23 protein-coding genes are annotated in these 22,556 nt (G+C 46.9%); 3 read left to right on the top strand and 20 right to left on the bottom strand.

Translation table 11 applies throughout. From position 1 onward, the window contains the following. Positions 1-189: 189 nt before the first annotated feature. A complete protein-coding gene (locus K2Y22_10775) occupies positions 190-1,398 on the bottom strand; it encodes a glycosyltransferase family 2 protein (GenBank protein MBX9878929.1) in 1,209 nt (402 codons plus the stop codon). A gap of 51 nt (positions 1,399-1,449) precedes the next feature. Between K2Y22_10775 and K2Y22_10770 the strand changes: the two genes are divergently transcribed. Continuing rightward, positions 1,450-3,102: a GH3 auxin-responsive promoter family protein gene (locus K2Y22_10770; protein MBX9878928.1), complete on the top strand. Its 1,653-nt coding sequence runs from the start codon at positions 1,450-1,452 to the stop codon at positions 3,100-3,102. Here K2Y22_10770 and K2Y22_10765 read toward each other — a convergent pair. Beyond that, the gene (locus K2Y22_10765; GenBank protein MBX9878927.1) at positions 3,068-4,162 is read right to left on the bottom strand and encodes an NINE protein; all 1,095 of its coding nucleotides are present in this window, start codon (positions 4,160-4,162) and stop codon (positions 3,068-3,070) included. The genes K2Y22_10770 and K2Y22_10765 overlap by 35 nt on opposite strands. An 83-nt stretch (positions 4,163-4,245) precedes the next feature. On the opposite strand from K2Y22_10765, the gene K2Y22_10760 reads away from it, so the two are divergent. Further along, positions 4,246-4,923, top strand: a complete 678-nt coding sequence (locus tag K2Y22_10760) for a DnaJ domain-containing protein (GenBank protein MBX9878926.1) — start codon at positions 4,246-4,248, stop codon at positions 4,921-4,923. Here K2Y22_10760 and K2Y22_10755 read toward each other — a convergent pair. The 8 genes from K2Y22_10755 to coaBC form a co-directional block, all read right to left on the bottom strand. Beyond that, positions 4,920-5,531, bottom strand: coding sequence for a hypothetical protein (locus K2Y22_10755; protein ID MBX9878925.1), 612 nt, complete (start codon positions 5,529-5,531; stop codon positions 4,920-4,922). The two genes, K2Y22_10760 and K2Y22_10755, sit on opposite strands and share 4 nt — an antisense overlap. A 96-nt stretch (positions 5,532-5,627) precedes the next feature. After that, positions 5,628-6,956 (bottom strand): 30S ribosomal protein S12 methylthiotransferase RimO, encoded by a 1,329-nt coding sequence (gene rimO, locus K2Y22_10750; protein MBX9878924.1) that lies wholly within the window; start codon positions 6,954-6,956, stop codon positions 5,628-5,630. 268 nt (positions 6,957-7,224) lie between these two features. Beyond that, positions 7,225-8,274 (bottom strand): DUF4115 domain-containing protein, encoded by a 1,050-nt coding sequence (locus K2Y22_10745; GenBank protein MBX9878923.1) that lies wholly within the window; start codon positions 8,272-8,274, stop codon positions 7,225-7,227. Beyond that, entirely contained in the window at positions 8,207-9,121 is a 915-nt protein-coding gene (locus K2Y22_10740; GenBank protein MBX9878922.1) for an rRNA pseudouridine synthase, read from the bottom strand. Before K2Y22_10740 ends, K2Y22_10745 begins: the two co-directional genes overlap by 68 nt. 12 nt (positions 9,122-9,133) lie before the next feature. Continuing rightward, positions 9,134-9,460: a YtxH domain-containing protein gene (locus tag K2Y22_10735; protein ID MBX9878921.1), complete on the bottom strand. Its 327-nt coding sequence runs from the start codon at positions 9,458-9,460 to the stop codon at positions 9,134-9,136. Further along, positions 9,444-9,908: a hypothetical protein gene (locus K2Y22_10730; protein MBX9878920.1), complete on the bottom strand. Its 465-nt coding sequence runs from the start codon at positions 9,906-9,908 to the stop codon at positions 9,444-9,446. Before K2Y22_10730 ends, K2Y22_10735 begins: the two co-directional genes overlap by 17 nt. Before the next feature lie 13 nt (positions 9,909-9,921). Then, positions 9,922-10,269: a YtxH domain-containing protein gene (locus K2Y22_10725; protein ID MBX9878919.1), complete on the bottom strand. Its 348-nt coding sequence runs from the start codon at positions 10,267-10,269 to the stop codon at positions 9,922-9,924. Positions 10,270-10,404: 135 nt separating this feature from the next. After that, positions 10,405-11,664: a bifunctional phosphopantothenoylcysteine decarboxylase/phosphopantothenate--cysteine ligase CoaBC gene (gene coaBC / locus K2Y22_10720; protein ID MBX9878918.1), complete on the bottom strand. Its 1,260-nt coding sequence runs from the start codon at positions 11,662-11,664 to the stop codon at positions 10,405-10,407. Positions 11,665-11,856: 192 nt separating this feature from the next. On the opposite strand from coaBC, the gene metG reads away from it, so the two are divergent. Beyond that, positions 11,857-13,386: a methionine--tRNA ligase gene (metG, locus tag K2Y22_10715; GenBank protein ID MBX9878917.1), complete on the top strand. Its 1,530-nt coding sequence runs from the start codon at positions 11,857-11,859 to the stop codon at positions 13,384-13,386. A gap of 6 nt (positions 13,387-13,392) precedes the next feature. Here the strand turns inward: metG and K2Y22_10710 are convergent, their stop codons facing one another. The 10 genes from K2Y22_10710 to K2Y22_10665 form a co-directional block, all read right to left on the bottom strand. Then, positions 13,393-14,208 (bottom strand): hypothetical protein, encoded by an 816-nt coding sequence (locus tag K2Y22_10710; GenBank protein MBX9878916.1) that lies wholly within the window; start codon positions 14,206-14,208, stop codon positions 13,393-13,395. Between the two features lie 193 nt (positions 14,209-14,401). Then, entirely contained in the window at positions 14,402-15,274 is an 873-nt protein-coding gene (locus K2Y22_10705; GenBank protein ID MBX9878915.1) for a hypothetical protein, read from the bottom strand. Between the two features lie 82 nt (positions 15,275-15,356). Next, on the bottom strand, positions 15,357-15,968 hold the full coding sequence (locus K2Y22_10700) for a hypothetical protein (GenBank protein MBX9878914.1): 612 nt from the start codon (positions 15,966-15,968) through the stop codon (positions 15,357-15,359). Positions 15,969-16,289: 321 nt separating this feature from the next. Next, positions 16,290-16,724, bottom strand: a complete 435-nt coding sequence (locus K2Y22_10695; GenBank protein MBX9878913.1) for an FHA domain-containing protein — start codon at positions 16,722-16,724, stop codon at positions 16,290-16,292. 39 nt (positions 16,725-16,763) lie between these two features. Beyond that, positions 16,764-18,644, bottom strand: a complete 1,881-nt coding sequence (gene mrdA / locus K2Y22_10690) for a penicillin-binding protein 2 (protein MBX9878912.1) — start codon at positions 18,642-18,644, stop codon at positions 16,764-16,766. Further along, complete coding sequence (gene mreD, locus K2Y22_10685; protein MBX9878911.1) at positions 18,641-19,246, bottom strand: rod shape-determining protein MreD; 606 nt, start codon at positions 19,244-19,246, stop codon at positions 18,641-18,643. Before mreD ends, mrdA begins: the two co-directional genes overlap by 4 nt. Before the next feature lie 4 nt (positions 19,247-19,250). Continuing rightward, positions 19,251-20,057: a rod shape-determining protein MreC gene (gene mreC / locus K2Y22_10680; GenBank protein MBX9878910.1), complete on the bottom strand. Its 807-nt coding sequence runs from the start codon at positions 20,055-20,057 to the stop codon at positions 19,251-19,253. A gap of 2 nt (positions 20,058-20,059) precedes the next feature. Next, positions 20,060-21,085 (bottom strand): rod shape-determining protein, encoded by a 1,026-nt coding sequence (locus K2Y22_10675; GenBank protein MBX9878909.1) that lies wholly within the window; start codon positions 21,083-21,085, stop codon positions 20,060-20,062. 116 nt (positions 21,086-21,201) lie between these two features. Then, positions 21,202-21,429, bottom strand: a complete 228-nt coding sequence (locus K2Y22_10670) for an RNA chaperone Hfq (protein ID MBX9878908.1) — start codon at positions 21,427-21,429, stop codon at positions 21,202-21,204. A 58-nt stretch (positions 21,430-21,487) separates the two neighbouring features. Continuing rightward, on the bottom strand, positions 21,488-22,348 hold the full coding sequence (locus tag K2Y22_10665; GenBank protein ID MBX9878907.1) for a 3-hydroxybutyryl-CoA dehydrogenase: 861 nt from the start codon (positions 22,346-22,348) through the stop codon (positions 21,488-21,490). Positions 22,349-22,556 lie beyond the last annotated feature (208 nt).

Below are 22,556 nucleotides of genomic sequence, written 5' to 3'. Positions count from 1 at the left end.
TCGAAAATTTATAGGTCCCAAGAGAAACTATTAGGTGTGTGGGATATGCCCAGCCACACCAAGGCACCAATCCCATGACATCTAAAATAGTAAAGACTACATAGTAATGCGAGGGTAGTTGATTCCACCCCTAATACTAGAACAGATAGCACCCATTTTTCTATGCTTAAAACCGGTTGTCAGCAGCTGTTAAGCTCTCACTACAACTACGTTGTCGGGTGCGCGCAGATCGTAGATGATGCCGCGCCACTGAATACGATTGGTCAGGACTGAAAAAAGCGTCATCCATGGCAGTACAAGGTGCGCCAGTGGCAGCACTACACAAAAACTTGCCAAAGAATCATTTATGTATTGTTTGCGATCCGGGATGACTCTTTGCCATAAATTTTGCGCTCTTATCAGAAACCAAAGTTCGATAGGAAGAATAGTTAAACCTATTACAGTCGCCAAAAGCCAATCAGGATTTTGCGAAATCAGTCCGCCGACTCCGGCAATTAAAATGGTTATCAGCCAAATGGCCATAACAGTTGCACGAGCAATTGCTTTGCGCCAAAGCTTTGGATAGTAGACCTTTGTCAAAATCAGTTGGCGGTTGGTCCAGTCAAAAATTTCCGCCACGTCGGAGTCGCCATCGCTGGCAACCAAGCACTGCGGCACGAAGCGCACGGACATGCCGGCGTCTTTCACCAGTGTCGTCATCGACATATCATCGGTTGCTGCTTTCTGCCAGGAACCACGCACATCCAGCCTTTCGAAGTCGGGTTTTCTTATAGCCATAGCGCCGCCCCAGGCGTATGCCAAATTTGGATTGGCTAATTCCCAAGCAGTCATGCGATTCCAAAGAGCGCGTACAAGCGATGCCCAATTATTTTTGCTGGCTATGTAGAATCTGTAGCCGGTGGAAATGCCAACGCTGGGGTCTTCAAGTGGGGCTATCAAGCAACTTAGAAAATCTTCTCTGGCGATAACATCCGAATCGACAAATACAAAAACTTCTCTATCCGGCGATGCACAGCTAAGAGCCTTTAGTTGATTGTTCAGCTTTTGTGCGCACTTGTCGCTGACACCTGCTATGACAACTTGCGCCTTGCGATTGGGAAAAGATTTATGTGCTTCTTTGATGGCATTTTGCAAATAGGGATATGCCGAGTCCGTTTCTTGAGCGACGGCAAAAATAACTTCAAAGTCGCCATAGTCTTGACTCAATAGTCTCTGCAAATTGTCGGCGAAGCCGGGATCAACGCCTTTGCATGGCAAGACAACCGCCAGCTTTGGTTGATATGCGCTGGGTTTGCGCTTCAACTCGGCATCAACATAGTTGTAGAGCCGGCGAAAGGAAATTATTTGCGCCAGGCAAACAATAAGGGTAATTAGACTAGCCAAGACAATCAAAAACACTGAAAAGCACCTCTTCGTGCAAGTATAATGCCTCTAAAGGAATATTGATTAATGCGCAATATTATCTATAAATCGCTGTTTGTTTTGGGTCGGTCGGAAGTCAACGCTTTGGAGAAAGCGTCACATGCCCCATTGGCAGCCCAGAACGAAAGATTGCTTTCGATAGTAGGGGCAAACGCAAATTGCCAGTTTGGACGCCAATACAATTTCGCCTCAATTAAATCAGTTGCCGATTTTCAAAAGGCAGTCCCTATTTCTGATTATGACAAGCACAGACCATTCATTGATCAAATTGCTGCCGGCAAAAAATCCGTCCTCACGACAGAATCGCCGACAATGTTTGCCACCACTAGCGGCACAACTGGTGCACAAAAGCTCATTCCAATAACTCCTGGCTACATGATGGAATTTCGCCGCGCTTCTGTTGTTTCCGGTTTCAATCTTCTGAAAGATTTTCCAGGTTTGTCCAATGGTGTAGCTCTGACGGTCTTTTCACCGGCAGAAGAAGGCAGAACATCAGGCGGCATTCCCTTCGGAGCGATTTCCGGAAAGCTATTTCAAGAAGAGCCTGGCGTTGTTAAAAGATTTATTTCACCGCTTCCTTATGAAGTGTGCTTGATCAAAGACTACGAGAGTCGTTATTACACAATACTGAGACTTGCCTTGTGCTTGCCGGTGAGTGTGCTGATGACGCTTAACCCAAGCACAATTGTTCTTCTGGCAAAACGCCTGAAAACGTATGGACCGCAGCTCGTAAAAGATGTCGCTGATGGAACTATTAATCCGCCCAAGCCATTGCCTGAGCATGTGGCGTCAGCTGTAACTAAGCTGGTGAAGAAAAATCCTGAGCGAGCACGAGTCTTGTCGCATCTATTAGATCGCGATGAATTTGTGCCGCACAAAATTTGGCCGACACTAAATGTAATTTGTTGTTGGACCAAAGCAGCTGCTTCTTTCTATTTGATGGACTTCCCGGAACTCTTTGGTGATTTGCCGGTATCCGATGTGACCTACGGCGCCAGTGAAGGACGTGGCTCTGTCTATATGGGCAACAATAGGCAAATGCTTGCAGTGCGGTCGCACTTCTATGAATTCATTCCCGAATCGGAAATTGAAAGCAAAAATCCGACTGTGCTTTTAGCTGACCAACTTGAACAGGGACAGAACTATCACATTCTATTTACGACGTCAGGTGGTCTCTATCGTTATCATCTAAATGATGTGGTGAAAATAGTTGGGCGTCATAACCAAACGCCGTTAATCGAATTCCAGTATAAAGGCGGCAATGTTTCTTCCTTTACCGGTGAGAAAATAACCGAGTTGCAAGTGACAAAAGCCATGTCGGAAACTCTCAGGCAGTTAAACATCAAGTCACGCTATTTCACGCTCGTGCCTGAGTTTCGCCCTGAACCGCACTATGAGCTTTATTTTGAAGGTGAAACTGAAAGCTGTCCAAGCAATCTGGCTCAAGTATTCGATAAGCAATTGGCCAACTTCAATTCCGAGTATGCTACCAAGCGTGAATCCGAAAGACTACTTCCTGTAGAACTTAAACAGTTGCAGTCCGGCACATACGAAACATTGCGTAAGAAGTTAGTAGCGTCAGGAGTTCCTGATTCTCAGATCAAAATAAGTCATTTGAATCCGAAAGACGATCTAAAGCAAATCATTATTGGCTGTCAAATTCATCCGGTTCATCGCTAATTTCCATGGAAAAGACATCCATGTGAGATTCTACTCGTGTTTGCACAGGCGGCACTGAACCCAGGACCAATTCCAAGTTGTATGTCAGGTTGAATGTTATTTCGTCCATCTGAGCCAGTTGAACGGCTTCGACAATGCTGACAAAACATGGAATAAAAGCAAAGAACCAGGCAAGTCCGACAAGCCATGGTGAAATAGTCAAACTGCTGAAGGCATTGGCAGTAAGTGAAACCGCCACTATGAAAAATATGGAAAACCAACTTAATAGGACATATCCCGCGCCGCGTTCTTCCAAGTAAAAACGATGCATGCCCAAGCAACCCAAACAGAGCGCTAGTAGGGCGGCAACTGTTTTGTCTTTGCCGCGAATGATTTTTCTCGAAGCGATTTTGGCAACAAGATTTGCCCGCATCTCTTGTTCGCTTGCTTCATTCATTCGGCGCTGGTATAGCCGGTCGTGTTTAACGATAGGCTCGCCGCTGTGACCGCAAATGAAAGTATTTGCCGCCCGCGAATTGCGATAGCTATAAATCTCCGCTTCCGCCAGCAATCTTCTGCATTGTGGACAATACAAAGGAGCATACTTATAGTCTTGCCCTGCGATTGCATGGAAATTATTGTCGGCAGTGACGGGAGCTTCCCCGTTTGAATTTTTGCTCAGTGCGCTTAGTTTGCTTTGCAGCTTCGACTTGATGTCGTCATTTGGCGCAGTGTCGACAAGTATCTGATATTGTTGTAGAGCTTCTTCAACTTTGTCCAGCTTTTCTAGAGTGGATGCTAGTTTTCGCCGAACAAGGAATTCCTCGCCTGCGCCATTTTTCAATCCATGAGCGCGCTTGAGGGCCTCTGAAAAACAAACTGAAGCCTGACCATAGTCCTTTTGCTTGAGTGCCTGGGCTCCTTGTCCAAGCCAGCTCTGGTAGGCTTCCGCCAACTCAGGCTCCGCAACCATGTCTTCCGGCACCGTTAGCGCCGGCTCAGTTTCGAGGTCCGTGCCGCAATGGTGGCATTTGACCTCAAATGGCTCTATGGGGGATTGGCAATTTTCACATACGAGCATGTTATTACTTTGCCCAGTTTTGCCGGGCTGACGTCACCCAGCACATATTCTACGGGCATAATTATGTTAAGGAGTATGTGAAAGTGGCATACAAGCGCACAAAAACCCACTATCAGATTCTGGGAGTCGATCCTGATGTTGCTTCAGGAGAGATTAAACGCGCTTATCGGAAACTGGTTAAGAGCCACCACCCCGACCTTGAGCACCACAAGAAAAGTGATTCTGAAAAAGAAAAAGCTAACGAACATATGCGCGCTCTCATTGATGCCTATGAGACGCTCATGGACAAAGAACGCCGTGCTTACTATGACCGCTCAATAGGTATATCTAAACGCGGCAGATTTTCATTCGATACCAGCGCGGTTAGTGAGGATCAAGCTCGTGAAATGTATTTGGGCAAAGTATTCCACCCCGTAAGACGTGATGTTGGGCGTGTTCTGTCAGCGTACAGGAAACAACTTCGAGAATTGTCATTGGATATTTACGATGACGAATTAGTAGAAAATTTTGCAAATTATGTGGACCTCGTCGAGCAAATTTTGCGCAAAGCATCCAACTCACTTAGTCGTGAGCCATGTCCCAGATCACTGGATGCTGCTGTGCGCATGATGCGCTATTCAATTGCGCAAGCTGCAGATGCGCTTGAAGAGATGCGTTTCTTTTGCAAGAATTTTGATTACTCGCATTTGACTATGGCTGAGAGTTTAGTCCGCATTTCGCAGGACCTCTCGAGGCAAAGTCTAAGACTGACGCGCGGTTAGAAAATGTGATCTAAGACATCGGCTGTCAGCCAGCCTCTGCTGATGAGCGCTTCGCGCAATGTTACTGATTTGTTGTTTTGATCAATCAATGCTACATTGAGTTGATCTTCGGTGACAAGTCCAAGTTCTACGAGTCTTTGTCCCCATCTGTCTTCATGATCAGGTGGCAGGCGCAGAAGCTCTTGTTGTTTTAGATAATGGCCCAATTGTTTTTCTGTGATGTAACCGGCATTGACGAGAATTTCACCAATGAAAATATGGTGCGATTGAGTGTTGCGTTGAATTTCAAGTGCAGCATCCAACTGGTCGATAGTCAAAAGTCCACATGCTACAAGCATCTGTCCAATTTTGGGACGTACACCATTTTTGGCAATTTCGTTAATGAGTTCTTCCCTGTGCAGTTTAGTTAGCTGGTCGAGTGCTCCTTGAATGCGCTGTCGAATATCCTTTAGACGCGCAAGACCGGTTTTGGATTTTGCCATATCAGTGGAGTAGAGTGCGCGGAGCATCTGGGCGTATGCTTTCTTCACTTCCATGAGCGAAGTCGACTCAGATAGACCCAACATTAAATGGATGTCTTGCCCGCCAGCTAGTTCGTCTTCGTTCATTTGCAAACCCAGATTCTCATGCGACCAGGGATAAAGGGTATCCAAGGGCTGCCAAGGGGATCATCTTATTAGCTTGCCACCTAAACGTTCAAACTGTCAACTGGTCGGCTTCGCTATGCCTATAAGGTCATAGGGGCGGGCTTCTTGAACTTCCACTGGCACGAAGTCACCAATAATTACGTCGCCTGCCGGGTCTTTGACGTATACCTGGTTATCTACCTGTGGTGCATCCCACTGGCTTCTACCTACGTATAGGCCTTTAGCTTCGTCGAACCCTTCGATGAGAACTTCAATTGTTCTGCCGACTAATTTCTGATTTGCTGCAGTGGAGATTTCGTGTTGCAACTCCATTAAGCGCTTACGGCGTGATTTTTTGATTTTTTCCGGAATCTGATCGGGCATATTGCCGCTAGGAACTTCTGTCTGGCGTGAATAAGTAAATACGCCAAGTCTATTGAGCTTCTGTTCTTCAATGAAGTTATACAGATGCTCAAATTGCTCATCGGTTTCACCAGGAAAACCAACAATGAACGTTGAGCGGATAGCCACATCGGGGATGTATTTGCGGATAGCTTCAATAACTACTTCCGGCTTTTGTGGTCTCGCCATGTTGGACAATACTTGTGGATCGCTGTGCTGCAGCGGAATATCAACGTACTTAACTACTTTCGGTAATTCAGCTATTGTTTTTAAAAGTTCGACATTTGTTTCACTGGGGTAGAAATACATGATACGAATCCAGTGCAAGTCTTCTATCTCGTGCAACGCGCGCAGCAAATCAGCCAGTGCCATGCGCTTGTAGATATCTAGACCGTAATAAGTTGAGTCTTGCGAAATGAGGATGATTTCGCGCGCGCCATTTTTCACTAAGTATTTTGCTTCTTCGACGAGCGACTCAATGGTGCGTGAACGGAAATCTCCTCTCAGCATTGGAATGATACAGAACGTACAACGGTGATCGCAGCCTTCTGCAATTTTCAAATACGCTGAAGCGCCAAAGCCGATATTGAGACGAGGTAACACTTCCTCGTGATAGTCGTTTGGAACATCACTTACTTCAACGATGCGCAATGACGAATCAGCAATCACTGCTTTTACGACATCAGCAATTTTTGTCAGATCGCCTGTACCGACTAGTGCACGAGCCTCCGGAATTTCACCAAGCAATTCTTCTTTGTAGTGTTGTGCCAAACAACCGGTAATGATCAGCTCTTTGCCCTCGTCAGCTAGCTCAATCAATGTCTTAACCGACTCGCGACGAGCATCTTCAATAAAGGCACAGGTATTTATGAGGCAAAGCTGAGCCTCGTCATTATCGAAAGTAACTTCCAGCCCGGCTTCCTTGAGGATGCCCAACATAACTTCGGTGTCCGTCGTATTTTTCGGACAGCCAAGTGTAACTACGCCAATTTTAGGATTTTTCACGGGGAGATCCTTTTTGTAACGCTCCGGTTCCGTCTTTTTTGAGGTTGCTTCGACGACACATTTAGTGTCGTCTCCTTGCTTGCTATCAAGCAACCGTTGGCGGCTTCGCGGCGACCTGCTCATCGCAGCTCTCTGCTACGCCTTCTCGTGACTTTTCCCAGAGATAAACCCGACTTAAGCTTGTCAGGGGGTTGGAAGCCCTACATTATGGCATTTCCCGGCTAGAAAGCCAGGAATCCATTAGTGGTTCCCACATCAATGTTAATAACTAGTCGCTGTCGAGACGGCCTTCGGTGTAGCGGTAAGGCACGTCAATTGAGCGTGTGCCGCCGCCGCCCAGGGATTCGCCCGGGATATAGTCGCGGCTTGGAGTCTCATCGACATTGCGGTAGCGTTCACGTCTTTCTGTGGACTGAGCTGTGCGAGTTGGTCTTCTGGTAACAGCAGCCGGTTTTACATCACTTGGAGCTGATGTTGGAGCAGTAGCTTGTACAGGCTCGGTGGCTGGGGCTGCTGTTTTAGCCATAAAAGTGCGTTCGGCAACTTTGCCGGCTTCACCAAATGTCTCTGACTTGCCGTCGAAGGAGACAGCTAAGCTGCCGCCGTTGTCGGCGCGGACTCGCAGACCTTGTGCGTCTTGGAAGTCTCTGCGGTCACCTTGCTCAAGGTAGCCTGTGTAAAGGCTGTCGCCGGATGCTACGGACTTAACTTCTACCCAGACGTGTTGGCTGGCCGACAAAGATAGGCGGCTGGAACCATCTCCAGGTGTGCCGGGTTCAATTGCTGCTCCTCCCGGACCTGTTGATTGTCCGGACAATTGTGCAAAGCGGCTGGCGGAATCTTTTAGAGAAGCCAATGAAGGATCTGACTGATTGGCTTGATTGTTCAATTGCGTCATTGAAAGATAGGAAATCAAACCTATTACGACAACAATCCAAATAGCATTGAAGTAGATTGTCTTAAATGTTGGTGGAGCATCATTGTGGCGTCTGCCGTAATTTATCGGAGGTACGTAATGCGATTCGCCGGCCGGTTTTGCCTTTTTGGTAGAAGGTCCTTCAACAGCAAAACGGTATTCTTCCGACAGCCCATGTCCATCAAGCCCAACAATGTCGGCGTAGCGGCGTATATATCCGGCGACATAGACCGGCTCCGGCAAATCTTCGTCATTACCCGAGTCGATACCTTGCAAGTGGGCTACAGGAATTTTTGTTTTCTCGTATATATTGCGAAGCGTGAGATTCTGCGCTTCACGAGCGGTTTTTAGTTTCTGACCGATTTGAGCTAGTGGAGCGTCCATATTGATTGTTGACTGCATTGATTTCTTCTACTGTAAGGTAACGCCAGGTTCCTGGAGTCATCTTACCCAATTGTAACGCACCTATACCAGTCCTGACCAAGCGAATTACTGAATATCCAAGCTTTTCACACATGCGTCGAATTTGTCTGTTTCTTCCCTCTGTAATGACCAGCTCAAATGATGTTGTTGATTGAATTTTTTTACCGTGTTCTAACAATCTAACTTTTGCCGGCAGAGTAATTCCGTCGTCGAGTTCAATACCTGATGCCATGAGTTTTAGATCTCGGGGTGTCATAGAACCTTTGACAGTTACGACGTATCGTTTGTCGGTGTGCATGGACGGGTGGGTAAGCTTTTGGGTCAGGTCACCGTCGTTGGTCAGAATCATCAGTCCTTCCGATGCCAGGTCAAGTCGTCCGACCGGTCTTAAGTGTTGAAGATTCTCCGGGAGCAAATCAAGAATCGTTTCACGTTCTTGCTCGTCTTGGCAAGTGGTCACAATCCCAAAGGGCTTGTACATGGCAACGTATGTGTAGCGCTTTACGGCAATAGGCTTGTTGTCGACCATCAGCTTGTCTCTATCCGAGACAAGGACGCCAAAGTCTTTCACAACCTTGCCATTGAGTTTCACTCTTCCAGCTGCAATCAACTCATCCGCGTTTCGGCGTGAGCAAAACCCAGTTTTGGCAATAGCCTGGTTTATTCGAAGTGATTCATTTGACGCTCCGGTTACGGCTGCGCGTTTTGTCAACGCTTCGCCTTCACCTTCGCTTGCCTTCCGGCTTTTCCACGTTTGCTTCGCAGCGACCGGCTCATCGCCGCTCTTGCTTCGCTTCTTGTTGCCTGCGCGTGAAGAGGGCACCATATCTGGTGGCAGTTACTCTATGTCTTCGACAAGAGCGCGGCTGCCTTGTCCGCTAATTTCGTCAAAGCGAGATTTTAAATGTTCTTTTGTGCCGACAACAGTGTCATTTGCTTTGCGCAGCATGTCCTGTCCTTTGACTTGCATATCGCCTAATGCAACTTCAGCTTTGTCCTTGAAGTTGGAAATTTGGTGCTCGGCTTCATGGTAGAGATCATCCGATGTTTCGGCGATTTGCTTTCTCATTTCTCTGCCCGTCTTTGGAGCATAGAGAATTCCGGCAACAAAGCCGCAGAGTCCTCCGAATAAGAGTCCACCTAGGAAATTACTTGAGTTTGACATTAGTTTCTCCTCTTGCTTCGCTAAGCTGCTTTGCCGGGTAATCGATGTCATCATCATCATTCCCAGAAAGGTAAGCTTTTAGTCCGGCAAATAATCCGGCGCCAAAAACGCTGGAGTGTTTCTTAGCCTGCCCGGCTGCTTCTCCAACCGAACCGGCTACGTTTTCCACTTGATGCGTAACTTCGGTAAGGCGGGCAGCCGTAACGTTGGGCAAACGCTTAATACCATCCATTACTTCGCGCACTTCAACAACTGTGGGAACCACTTCGCGGTCCAAAGTATCGGCAAGTCTTTCATATGCAGTGAGTGTGCGGTTGGCCTGCGCTGTTAGCTGCGAGATACAGAAAAACAACATGCAACCAATGAATGCAAGAACTGCTACCGATACGGCAACGAAGACATCGAGCACTGATGAACTTGCACCTGCGTGTGCCAAAGTTGGATCCACGGAAATCCCCTTTCTAGCGGTGTTGGAAAGGCAGTACGGAGGATCCCATTTCTAATTCTTCGCGCTTTTTGGCAGCAGCAAGTTTGCCTGCGGCAACGGCGCGCTTTAGACGCATGGTCTGTTCTTCAACAACCAGCTGCAGATAATTCAAAGCGGACGCATAAACATCAACTGAGTCATCTACTAATTCATTCATGCGTGAAGGAATTTCTTTAGCGTGTTCTTTAATGACACCACGAACTTCGGAGCCTGGTTTTGGTGCGGTCAACAACGCTACTGTGAATCCGCCCACGGCTCCTATTGCCAAACCGAGAAACAGTGAACCAATTCCGGAGCCACTATTTGAGGATTCATTTGCCATGGGGTTTTCTCCAATTCCGTGACTTTGGTCAGCTAATTAGGCTTTTGACAACCTCTTGATTTCGCCGGTCACGAAAAGGCGAAACCTTAGTAAATTAACACTTTACTAGGAGTATACACCAAATTCAGGGCTTACTTACTTGCTGACAGCTACTGTACTCTTTGCATGGAAGAGTTCGTCGAGCAAATCGCATAGGTGCTCGGCAATGGCGCGTTTTGGCATGCGGGGCAGATTTTCTTTGCCACCATCAGCAGTGAGAATTACTACTGCATTGTCGTCGGAGCCGAATCCAATATCAGGCACTGTAATGTCATTGCCTACAATTGCGTCCAGATTCTTGCGCGCCAGCTTTTCTGCTGCGTGCACCATAAGGCTTTCCGACTCTGCGGCAAAACCTATTATCACTTGGTCGTTTTGTTTCATCCGACCAAGCAAGTCCAGAATATCAGGGTTTTTTGTCAGCTCTAAAACCAAGTCATCCGATTCAGTCTTCTTTATTTTATGAGCGGAAAAAGCTAGTGGTCTGAAGTCGGCGACGGCAGCCGTCATAACAAGAGCATCGCAACTGTCGAATTCCGACTCCACTGCTTCTTGCATGTCTTGTGCCGTCTCAACGAGTATCACGGGATATGGGCGCTCAACACCTACGGTTGAAACTAGAGTGACGTCAGCTCCTCGGGCATAGGCAGCGTCAGCCATGGCAATTCCCATCTTGCCTGACGAGCGGTTGCCAATAAAACGAACCGGGTCAATTGCTTCGCGTGTGCCACCACCGGTAACCAAAATATGGCGTCCGCTAAGCATCGGTCCGGTCAACATAGTTGACGCGATGCTTGTCAAGATGACGTCAAGTGAGGCCATCTTTCCTTGACCGAAATCACCGCAGGCAACTTCGCCAATGTCAGGTGGAATAACTTCGTAACGATAGCGATTCTCGAGGACATTCAAATTGTGTTGAGTTGCCGGGTGCTCAAACATATTAGGATTCATGGCTGGAGCCAGCATTACTTTGGCTCTGCTTGCCATGACAATAGTCGTCAAAAGATCGTCGCAAATACCTGTCGCCAATTTGGCGATGAGATTGGCCGTAGCAGGAGCCACGAGCAGCAAATCAGCTTTCTGAGCCAATTCTATGTGTTCCGGCTTCCATTCGCCAAGCGAGTCAAATTGTTCGCAATGGACAGTATTTCTGGTCAAAGTCTGAAATGTTAGGGGGCTGACAAACTCCTTGGCGTTGCTAGTCATAACGACGTGAACGCTGGCGCCCATCTGTCTTAGCCCGGATGCCAGGTCACATGATTTATATGCTGCGATCCCGCCCGAAACGCCCAGAATGATAGTTTTACCGTTTAATGGCTTCAACTCTTTCAACGATTCACCGTCTGATCTTCTCATGCCAATTATTTCCCGACTTTGTCCAGCATTTTCACTATGTCCTATATAGTATTATAATCGACGATTACGCTCCGGTTGCGCTTTGCTTCACCTTCGCTTGCCTTCCGGCAACCGCTAATCGCTATGCTGCGACCTGCTCATCGCAGCTCTTGCTCCGCTTCTTGAGCCTGACATGACTGAAATGAGAAATTTATGTCCAAATACTATGTTACTACCGCTATTGATTATGTGAATGCCGCTCCGCACATTGGGCATGCCTTGGAGAAGATTGCTGCAGACATTCTTGCTCGTTACTATCGCTTGAAGGGTCATGATGTTTTCTTTCTTACAGGCGTCGATGAGCATGGTTCAAAAGTTGAGAAAGCAGCCAAGGCTAAGGGGTTAGAACCGCAAGCATTTTGTGATGAGATGGCCGCTAAGTTTCAAGACGCATGGAAGCAATTGAATCTTTCCTACAATCGCTTTATTCGCACGACTGACGAAAAGCATTGCAGCGCAGTGCAAGAACTTTTCCAGATTATGGAGAAGAAGGGTGACATTTACAAGAATACCTACAAGGGTCTTTATTGCGAAGGCTGCGAAGACTTTGTTCGCGAGCGTGATTTAGATGAAGACGGTAATTGTCCCAATCATAAACAGCCACCAATTATGTGTCTGGAAGAGAATTACTTCTTCAAGCTGACAAAGTACAAAGACAAGTTGCGCAAGTGGCTCACCGATAATCCGGATGTGTTAATTCCTGATGGCAGACGTAAGGAAGTGCTTAATCAGTTAGATGATGAGGAGTTTGGTGACTTCAGTGTTACTCGCGCAAGAAGCTCTCTGTCTTGGGGTATTCCAGTTCCTGGCTCGCCTGATCAAGTTATCTATGTTTGGATTGATGCGCTCTCAAATTATTTGACCGGTGTAGGCTACGGTGGCAACAAAGAGCAGTTTGAAAAATTCTGGCCGGCTGATTTACATTTGATAGGCAAAGACATCACCAAGTTCCATGCTATTTATTGGCCGGCAATGTTGATGGCAGCTGATTTGCCGTTGCCGAAGCGCATTTCTGTTCATGGTTTCTTAACGGTAGAAGGTCAGAAGATAAGCAAGAGTTTGGGTAATGTGATTGATCCCAAGCAATTAGTGGAGCGCTTTGGTGCAGACGCTGTGCGCTTTTATTTGTTCGCTGCGGCGCCGTTTGATAAGGACGGTGATTTTAGTCACGAAGACTTTTTGAACAAAGTCAACTCCGAATTGGCGAACAACTTAGGTAATTTGCTCAACAGAACTTTGACACTTGTTGGTCGTAACTGCGAAGGCAAAGTACCTGATGGTCAATTTGAGAACAATCTACGCGAAGAATCTAATGAGATTCATGCCGTTGTCGAAAAGCACATTAAGCAGTGCGAGTTTGCAAAAGCGATAGAAGCAATTTTTGCTTTAGTTGATCAAGCAAACAAATACATGAATGATGAAAAGCCTTGGACTCTGTTCAAAGATGGCAACGCTGCGCAAGGCAAGACAGTGCTGTACACAGTGCTGGATATTTTGCGCCGTACGGCCATTGAGATTTATCCATTCACGCCTACGCTTGCGCAAAATATCTGGTATCAGCTAGGCTTTGACGACAAGCTTGATGAATTGAAGGCTGAAGGTGCTTGGGATTTAATACCAGCCGGACAAGCTGTTCGCAATGAAGGACCAATATTCAAGCGCCTTGAAGAAGTGACCGCGTAAAATGAATTAGCGCGAAGCTAAAAGAACGGAGAAGTAATAAAGTTCGCTGTCTTTGTCTGCTGCGTTGTCGTTGCTTGCTTTGAGTTCGGCAAGTAGATCGGAGACGCGGTTCATCACGCGCTCTCGTTGTTCATCTGACAGCATTGCCATACCGAACTTGATAATTGGCTCTTCAGGCGATTCAGTTTCCTTTTGTTGTTCAAGAGTCTTTTCCGTCTCGTTGAGCAAATATGCTGAATGTAATTGTTTGTCGCGCCAAACAAAAGTGGGATATACCCTGCGGATTGATTTCGAACCTTTTCCTTCGTCAACTTCGATAACGCCAAGACGTTTGAAGTCATTAATTATTTTCTTTACCGGCTTTGTTATTTCGTTGGACTTTGCTGCTTCTTCCAGATCGCTTTCGCTTACTTCTTCTTCGCTATGAATGAACCATAGTAGAGGCATCAAATCCAAATTGTCTTTGAAATATCTGGCAGCTTCTTTTTCCAACATGCTGAAATTTAGTCGTAGCGCATTAAGAAAACTATTTCGATAAGCTTGATCGATGCTTTCTTTCTCTTGCGCCAACTCTTCACCGCTCATGCGCTGTTTGGCAGGCAACATGTTCTTGAAATGCTCTGTCACATCGGTTGGAAGAATGTCTTTTAGCAGATGGTAATAAAAGGCCTTACTATCGACCTCTAGCGCGTCGCACAACGAGCGGGCCGTCTCGAGCCCTAGCTTCCTCTTGCCTATCTCTATCTCGCGATAATAAACGTAAGTGATTGGTAATCTGTAACTTCTCAGATATTCATTGACGTTGGTATACCCGCGGCTCAATCTCACTGACCGTAGGTAATTTCCGAGATGCGTACTAGTAGAAGTTGTACTGCTCATTAAAGACGTCATTATAACCGTATCGACGCAAGCGTCAACATCTCGATGTTGCCAAGCTTAAAGCCGCTGGTGGACTTAACTATTTAGGCTAATAGTTTAAGTCAAAAATGGTGTCACATATGGTGGCAGTGTAGATTTAGAAACTCTTCCAAGACGCCCAGCGATAAAGTACGACTTTATCGTAGATGGGTTTTTCTTTTGGGTCTTTAGGTGGATAGAACGCTTTTATGCTGTCTGTTGTTGAAACCAGTTTTGTTGATGGGTCGTAAGACGCTACACGTCCGTTCCCGAGGTAAACAGCACCTTCGGCTCTGTGTCCGCCATGAGGGTAGGCGATGATAATATCGCCGGGCTGCTCTTGTCCAAGCGGATGCGCGTAAAAGTGATTAGGGTCTTTAATGTCTCCTAGCGTAAAAGCAATCTCTTCAACAGTGTTGCCCATCGATTGCCGTCCGACTACGCGCTGAAGAATCATGTTCAGGAAGCATGCAGAGGGATCCATCCTGCTTATTTCTGATGGATGTGAATCCATCATAGGATGCTGATTTAGATCGAGAGCAATGCGCATGGTTGACTGAACAACTGCATTCTCCGGATTTCTATATGCTTTTCGCACATCCATAGGATGAGGCATTGTAGGAAGCGTGGGCGCATAAGGTCTGCGGCAGAATGGAGTTCCAGGCTGGTAGGTGTAGCATCCCGGATTATAGGGTGGGAGCTTAGGCAAGCATTCAGGATAAGGATTTTGTTTCCAGGATTCAGGATACGGATGTTTTTCTCTGCCGTGCACGTTGCCGTAATCCGGCAGTTGTACTGGAGTTTCAACCGGTTTCTCGACAGGCTTATCTTCGCCTTGCGGTACACCAGGCATATCGACCATGCCGTCGGCAATGAGGATGGGCTTTTCTTGAGAATTAGCTTTAGGAGAAAATGCTTGGGCCGCGAACTCTTTTAGGGAGTCCGGTACGTCTGTTTCTGTAATTGAACCGACTAATCGATCACTAGCCATTGGTCGCTCCCAGCTGCTTACTGTCTATATTGCTTTAGACAGAATAATTAAGCAATTGGTGAGGGATCGGTTTCTCCCATGCTTAGGGCCCGGTTTTACCCATTTTTGAAGATGATTTCTTCTTTGGGCGCCTGTAATCAGGTCTTGCGGCCAAAGTAAGCGAGTAGAAATATGGCTTGGCGGTCTTGCTTGGGGTGTCTTGTCCGGCTGTTAATTCAGATATCAGATCGGAAATACGATTCAAAACTTTTTCGCGCTCCGAAGGGCTCAACGAAGTGACTCCTTGATGCAAGTTAGGGTCAATGAGATCGTCGTCGAATGAATCATTCAGTTGCTTTACAGATTGCTTAGTTTCATTGAGCATATTTTTCAGCTCTTTGGACTGATCTGTCACATCAAGCGTGCCGTTATTCTGCAGAATCAAATGCACAAAGCTGTCCATTACATCTTTGGGCAATAAATCCTTGAGCAGATGCGTGTAAAAGACTCGATAGTCGACATGGAGTGCTGAACAGAGAACTTTGGCACTTTCAAGACCAATCTTGCGCTTGCCTATCTCAATATCTCGGTAATAGACATAACTAATCGGCAGTTGGTATTTGCGCAAATATTCATTTACGTTGGTATATCCGCGAGACAATCTTGTCTCCCGAAGATAGTTACCTAAATTGGTCCCCGGTTGAGCGCTGCTCATTTGTTACCTACACTGAAAATCAGCACAAGTAATTAATACCTTGTTTTTCCGCGTAATCAAGATCGGCGTATCAAGCCAATATGTCTGGTGGTCAATTGTGCAAAGAAAATTCCTCTCTTTTCACGGCCTTTCAAAATGCGCAAAAGCAGTATGCTGTCTTGCTTGTAGCCAACAGGAGGATTGAGGTAATCAACCACATGTTTAAAAACAAAATTGTTAGATTATTACATTAGTTTGCTAAAAAACAGCTATGGCAGTCTAATATGAGCCACTGCTAGTGATACCACTTGAAAATGGATAACCGGATAAGTTATGTCGATCTCATTGAACAACGAAATGTGTTTGTCCAATTGTGATAATGTCGCCTGGCTTTAAAGGTTCGCGCACAATAATTTGTGAACCATTTAGTTTGGTGCCGTTCTTGCTTCCCAAATCTTCGACGAAATACTTACCGCCTTCAAAAGTAATTTGTGCATGGTGCCGTGAGACATAAAAGTCTTCACCTAGCTGCACATCACAATCAGGATCGCGACCAATGATTGCTTTGTTAGACTTCAGGCGGAAATTAACGACAGGACGAAGTTGAGCAAGACTCATCACCTCAGCAGGCTTGGGTGTATTTGCCTTTGTTACTGTTGCTGTGCGATGTTCACCAACTGCATGTTCTTTGCAGAATGAACACTCTGCTTCGGTCATGACGCGAAGGCAATACTTGCACAGAATTACTGTCGGGTTATTTGCTGTTATATCGGACATCTTTAGAACCTACCAGTCCCCTGAATTTCCATTATAAACTTAGTGACGCCGTTTGGGTTTTTGTGGCGCCTGTGTACCTTCGGCGGCGGGTTTTTCCACCGGTCCTATGGCAAAGAATTTCTCCAGCACCTGTCGGGCAATTGGCGCCGCCGCTGAGCCACCGTGACCGCCGTGCTCAACGAAGCAGCAGATGGCAATTCGGGGCTTATCGGCTGGTGCGTAACAGCAAAACCAGGCATGGGTCTTGCTTCCAGCCGGTGGCGCTTCGGCAGATCCCGTCTTTCCAGCTACCTCAACATTTCCAAGCTTAGTGGCGCCGCCTGTACCGGAGGCTACAACCGCCTTCAGTCCACGCAAAACTACATCCAGATATTCCGGCTTAACCTTCACGACTTCTCTGGCAGGGGGCGGAATTTGCCTGTTGCCAATCTTAATAACGAAGTGTTCGTCAGGGATTTGACCCTTCATGCCGATGCCGGCAAACATGCGCGCGCCCTGAGCAGGTGTGACCTGCAAGAAAGTCTGTCCAATGGACATGTGCAGGGTGTTGCCTGGATACCAGGGTTCATGCCAGTTCTTGAGTTTCCAGGCTGAATCAGGAACAAGTCCCTTTCCCTCGTGCGGCAATTCCAATCCTGTTGGGCGACCGGCGCCGAACTTTAGCCCCCATTCGCGAATTTGTTCAGGGGTCAATTTAAGGGCCATTTGGTAGAAGGCCGAGTCGCGTGACCAGGCAAGACATTTAACAAGGTCATAGAGTCCCGGTGTCGAAGTCCAGTCATGGAAGAAGAAGTTACCTAAAGCCATGCCGCCTGAGACGTGCAACTTCGTGTCCGGATTTACTACCTTATTATCCAGAGCTGCTAACAAAGTAATGGCTTTCCAAATTGAACCCGGAGGGAAACCTGACAAAGCTCGGTTATATAAAGGATGGTCGGGAGCATTCAATTCTTTCCAGACGCTTGGTGTAATACGTCTGGTGAAAACATTGGGATCAAAGCTTGGCCGACTAACCAGACAAAGCACTTCGCCGGTTTGCGGATCAATGGCTACAACCGCGCCCTGCCTCTTGCCCAAAGCGTCATAGGCGGCCTTTTGTAGATCGAGATCAATACTTAGTACGACTGGTAGTCCAGCTTGTGGGTCTTTGGTCACAACAGGCTTGGCTGTTTCGGCTGAGAAAGATTGCCCAAGTGCGTTTACTCTGACGCGCTGTTCACCATCTACTCCGCGCAGCTGCTCATCGTAGAGGCGTTCTATACCGTCCTGACCAACAATGTCACCCATGCGTCTTTCCGGTCTGCGACTAAGCTGTGAGGAAGTTATTTCACCTGTATAGCCAAGTACGTGTGCTACCAATGGTCCTTGAGGGTAGTTGCGGCTAATATCCGGCAGAATATCTACGCCCGGCAAAAACAATTGCTGTTCAAAAAAGCGACCGACAGTTTTTAAATCTAAGTCGCGCTCAATTACAACAGGCACTACTGAATTGGATAGCTTGGCTTTCTTCAAGCGTTCATAAAGTTCAAGCGCCGGCTGATCCAGAACTCTGCCCAAACGCAAAGCTAAGTCGGTAAGTTGCTTGCCGTCATCAGGAATTTGTCGTGATACGGCTGTCAGAGAAAGTGACTGCTTGTTGGTGGCTATCAAATTACCGTGGCGGTCATATATCAAACCGCGTGGTGCGCGCAAGAATGTGACGCGAGTGGAATTAGCTACGGACATTGTCTGGTAGTAGTGGTTTTGTATTACTTGCAGCCAAACAAGACGAGCCATCAGAAGCAACATTGCGCCTAAAAGAATGGCGGCGATGACAAAACCTTTGCTTTTTGCCGAGCTTATCTCGCGAACAATGTTTCTCTGGTTCTGTTGTTCAGCCAATTTACGCAGTAAATCTTGTGGTGATTGGGACTGCGTCATTGTTCAAGCACTGCCTCTGATCTGCGGAATTCGTACCAATCACGAAGCGGGAAATAAACAAAGGGTGCAATCAATGCATTGAGCAATGCCTCCGGCAATATCATGTGGGATAGATGATCAAATACATAGGGTCTGCCCATGATTCCTAATTGCAAAGCCATAATTCCTTCGGCCATAACAGTTGCTAAAAGAGTCAGTGGAATACAAAAAAGCGTTTCTTGATTCAAATTTTTCATTGAAAAATAGCCGGTGATAAATCCAATTAGAGGAAACGCTATTGGATAAACGGGCGAAACAGACGAATAAAGTGCGGCAAACAGAGCACCGACTAATAAACCTGTAACAGATCCGGACAAGAGTTGCCTCAAGAAAATTGCCGATACAGGCAAAATCCTCAGTTGATCCGCTCGCAATTCCGGAAGTGATGAGCCAACTACATAACCCCACAACACAGTAACCGTGAGAGGCAGATTACAAATAGCTCCCTGAAAAAAGAGTTGATTGAGAACCGTTAGCTGTAAGATCCAGGCGGCGCTACATGCCAAAGTAACGATGGCAAGATCGATGGACTTTTTGCGAGTTTTCATCGACAGAATAGCCATCGTTCTATAGCTCCTGTGGCGCTACCACCAAAACTTGAGTCAAGTTGAAGAAGTTTTCTGAAAGCTTCACGTCAATGGATAAGGTTGTGCCATTTGCATCTCTGCGAACGGCGGCAACTGTACCAACCGGGTGTCCTGAAGGGAATATACCACCGTTGCCCAGCGCGGTAACTTTGTCGCCTACTTCTACTGATGTTCCAACAGGAATGTAATCAATTACCGGTGATTTTTGTTGACGTCCGACTAATACACCTGGTTGATTTATGCGTTCAATTAATACACCAAGCTTTTGATCGGGGTCGGTCAATAAGCGAACAACCGCTGCCTTGTCGGAAGCACTTACCACTTGTCCAACTACGCCGTTGCTCGTAATTACAGCAGAACCGGCCTTAATATTGTCCAGTTTGCCGCGGTCGATTGTTACTTGTTCAAACCAATTGTCGGGATTGCGCGCAATGATATCGGCGGCCATGGTACGTCTATCAGAAGACGAACGCAGGGCTAACAGCGCGCGAAGTTTTTCTACGTCTTTGGCTTGTTGCTTAAAACGGGTAACTTCCAATTCCGAGTCGGCTAGTTTTTTCTCAAGGTCCTTTATCTTCTGCGATGAGGCAAGTAATTTTTTGGCCATGTCGCCTGTTGATTGCAACTGATAGGCGCTCTTGCTTATAAAGGCGGTTACAAGACTATGTGTCGTTAAAACCAGTCCACTAACAGGACCAGCTATCATCCAAATGAGCAATAGCAAGAAGAGTACTTCTGCAACAGCCTCAGTACTTATAGGTAGCCTACTTGGATTGGAGGCTGCCATTTTTAGTTCTCGCTAGCAGACTGCTCTAATACGCGCCTGTAAGTCGGATCGAACAACATTTTGCCCGTGCCTATTGCCACACACGACAATGGATCGTCGGCGACAAATACAGGTACTTCTGTTTCATTGGTGATTAATTCATCCAAGCCTTGCAGAAGCGCTCCGCCGCCGGATAAAACAATACCGCGATTGAAAATGTCGGCAGCTAGTTCCGGTGGAGTTCTCTCAAGAGTTCTCTTAATAGCTTCAACGATTGAAACGAGCGGCTCGGATAAAGCTTCGCGTACTTCGCCACGGCTAATTGTTACTGTCCGTGGTAAGCCGTTTATTAAGTTCAAGCCGCGCACTTCATAGCGATCGTTTTCGCCGGATTTGAAAGCTGAGCCGAGACGGAACTTAATTTCCTCGGCAGTTCTTTCCCCAATTGCCAGGCTGTGAACCTTCTTCATATATTGAATGATTGACTCATTCAATTCGTCCCCGGCAACTCTAATTGATTCGTTGACGACAATTCCAGATAAGGAGATGACAGCAACCTCGGTTGTGCCGCCGCCAATATCGACAATCATTGAGCCTGTCGGCTCCGTTACAGGCAGCGCCGCTCCGATAGCGGCAGCCATTGGTTCTTCAGGAAGATAAACTTGTCCGGCTCTTGCGTTGTAAGCTGCATCTCTGACGGCTCGACGCTCAACACCTGTCACGCCGGACGGAACGCCGATGGCGATATCGGGCTTCATAAAAGTCTGTTTGCCGATGACGCGTTCGATAAATTTCTCGAGCATCAAGCGAGCGTATTTGAAATCGGCGATGACACCGTCACGCAGTGGACGCGTAGCCTTAATGCCCTGAGGTGTTCGTCCGATCATTGCTCTGGCTTCCTCGCCTACTGCCAGAACAACTCTTGTTTCATCGTCAACGGCAACCACTGATGGTTCACGAAGAACAATGCCTTGATTGTCAACATAAATCAAAGTGTTAGCGGTACCGAGGTCTATTCCTACAGCGCGACAAAAATGGCGTTTAAACATAAGCTCGAGCAACCTGCAAAGAAGGAAATGCCACCAATTGAGCTAAATATAGCATTATTTAAAGAACGGGCGCATGACTTATTTAACGCTCCGGCAACCCAAGTTCGCTTCGCTAATTACTTCGTCTCAGAGACGACTCTGTAGGCCATGACTGCCTGACGTAATACCGTCATCGGTTCTTGCCCGTCGGCAACGAGTGAAAATGCGTACTCATCAAACCAACGAATTTTGCCTGTTAGTTTGTCGCCGTTGACAAGATGGAATTCTACTTTTGCCTGTTCGCGAATGAGACGCTGCATTTCCGCCACTGATGGGCCTTTGTGCTCTTGTCCGCCAACAAACATTTAAACGAATTCCTCCTAACTCGTAAAGAGTACTTAGGCTGACCTTTGGTGTCAAACCCTATTTACCGTTGTACTCATAGAAACCACGACCGGTTTTACGACCAAGATGACCAGCCGATACCAGTTGTTTTATTAGGGGGCAAGGACGGTATTTGGGATCGCCAAAACCTTCGTTTAGCGTTTCTAAAATGTGTTGGCAAATATCCAGCCCGATGAAGTCGGCTAAGGCCAAAGGACCCATTGGGTGGTTGTAGCCAAGTGTCATACCCAGGTCAATTTCTTCTGGACTTGATAAGCCTTCCATCAGGGCAAACGCTGCTTCGTTGATAAGCACTAGTCCTAAGCGTGTGGTGATGAAACCAGGCATGTCACGCGAGCAGATGAGCACTTTGCCTAGATGTTGACCGAACTGGCGAATTTTTTCGATGGTTTCAGTCGATGTATCCAGTCCAGGAATAATTTCCACCAACTTCATGATGTGCGCCGGCGAAAAGAAGTGCATCCCGATGAAAAGACTACGGCGCTTGGTTGCCGATGCCAGGGTGGTTATTGGCAGCGAAGACGTGTTGGAGGCAAAAATTGTTGAGGGCTTGCAAGTCTTATCCAAAATTTCGAAGAGTTCTCTTTTGGCTTCGACATCTTCGGCAATTGCTTCAATAACTAAGTCACAATCAGCAGCATCTTTGTCGGAATCACTGAACTTGATCCGCTTCATGACGTCAGCCAGCTGCTCTTGGCTGATAAATCCTTTTTCGACAGCGCCTTTGCCCATTTTCTCTATTGATGCTTTAGAGCGCTCAAGAGATTGTGGATATATATCGTATACATTGACGCGTGCATTTGTTTTGCTGGCAATGAGGTAGGCGATACCAGAACCCATGAGTCCGGCTCCGGCGACAAAAACGTGCGAAAAGGTCATAACGTGGCTTTCCTTGAGGTGCAAGAGCGCTTGGCATCTAGTCTTGTGAAACTTGAAGATCCTACCATTGGCAGGCGTGATAGATTTATGTAAGCTCTAATGGAGCTATATGAAAAGTGAGGCAAGTGTTGCGATGAGCAATACGCAGCCGAGCGAACTTCGGTTGCTGGATAGCGGGCGAAGGCACAAGTAAAAAACCAATCATGTC

This window comes from Candidatus Obscuribacterales bacterium (assembly GCA_019744775.1).
Lineage (GTDB): Bacteria > Cyanobacteriota > Vampirovibrionia > Obscuribacterales > Obscuribacteraceae > SBAT01.
Note: the sequence above shows the minus strand (reverse complement) of the source record. Positions and strands in the feature narration are given on the sequence as shown.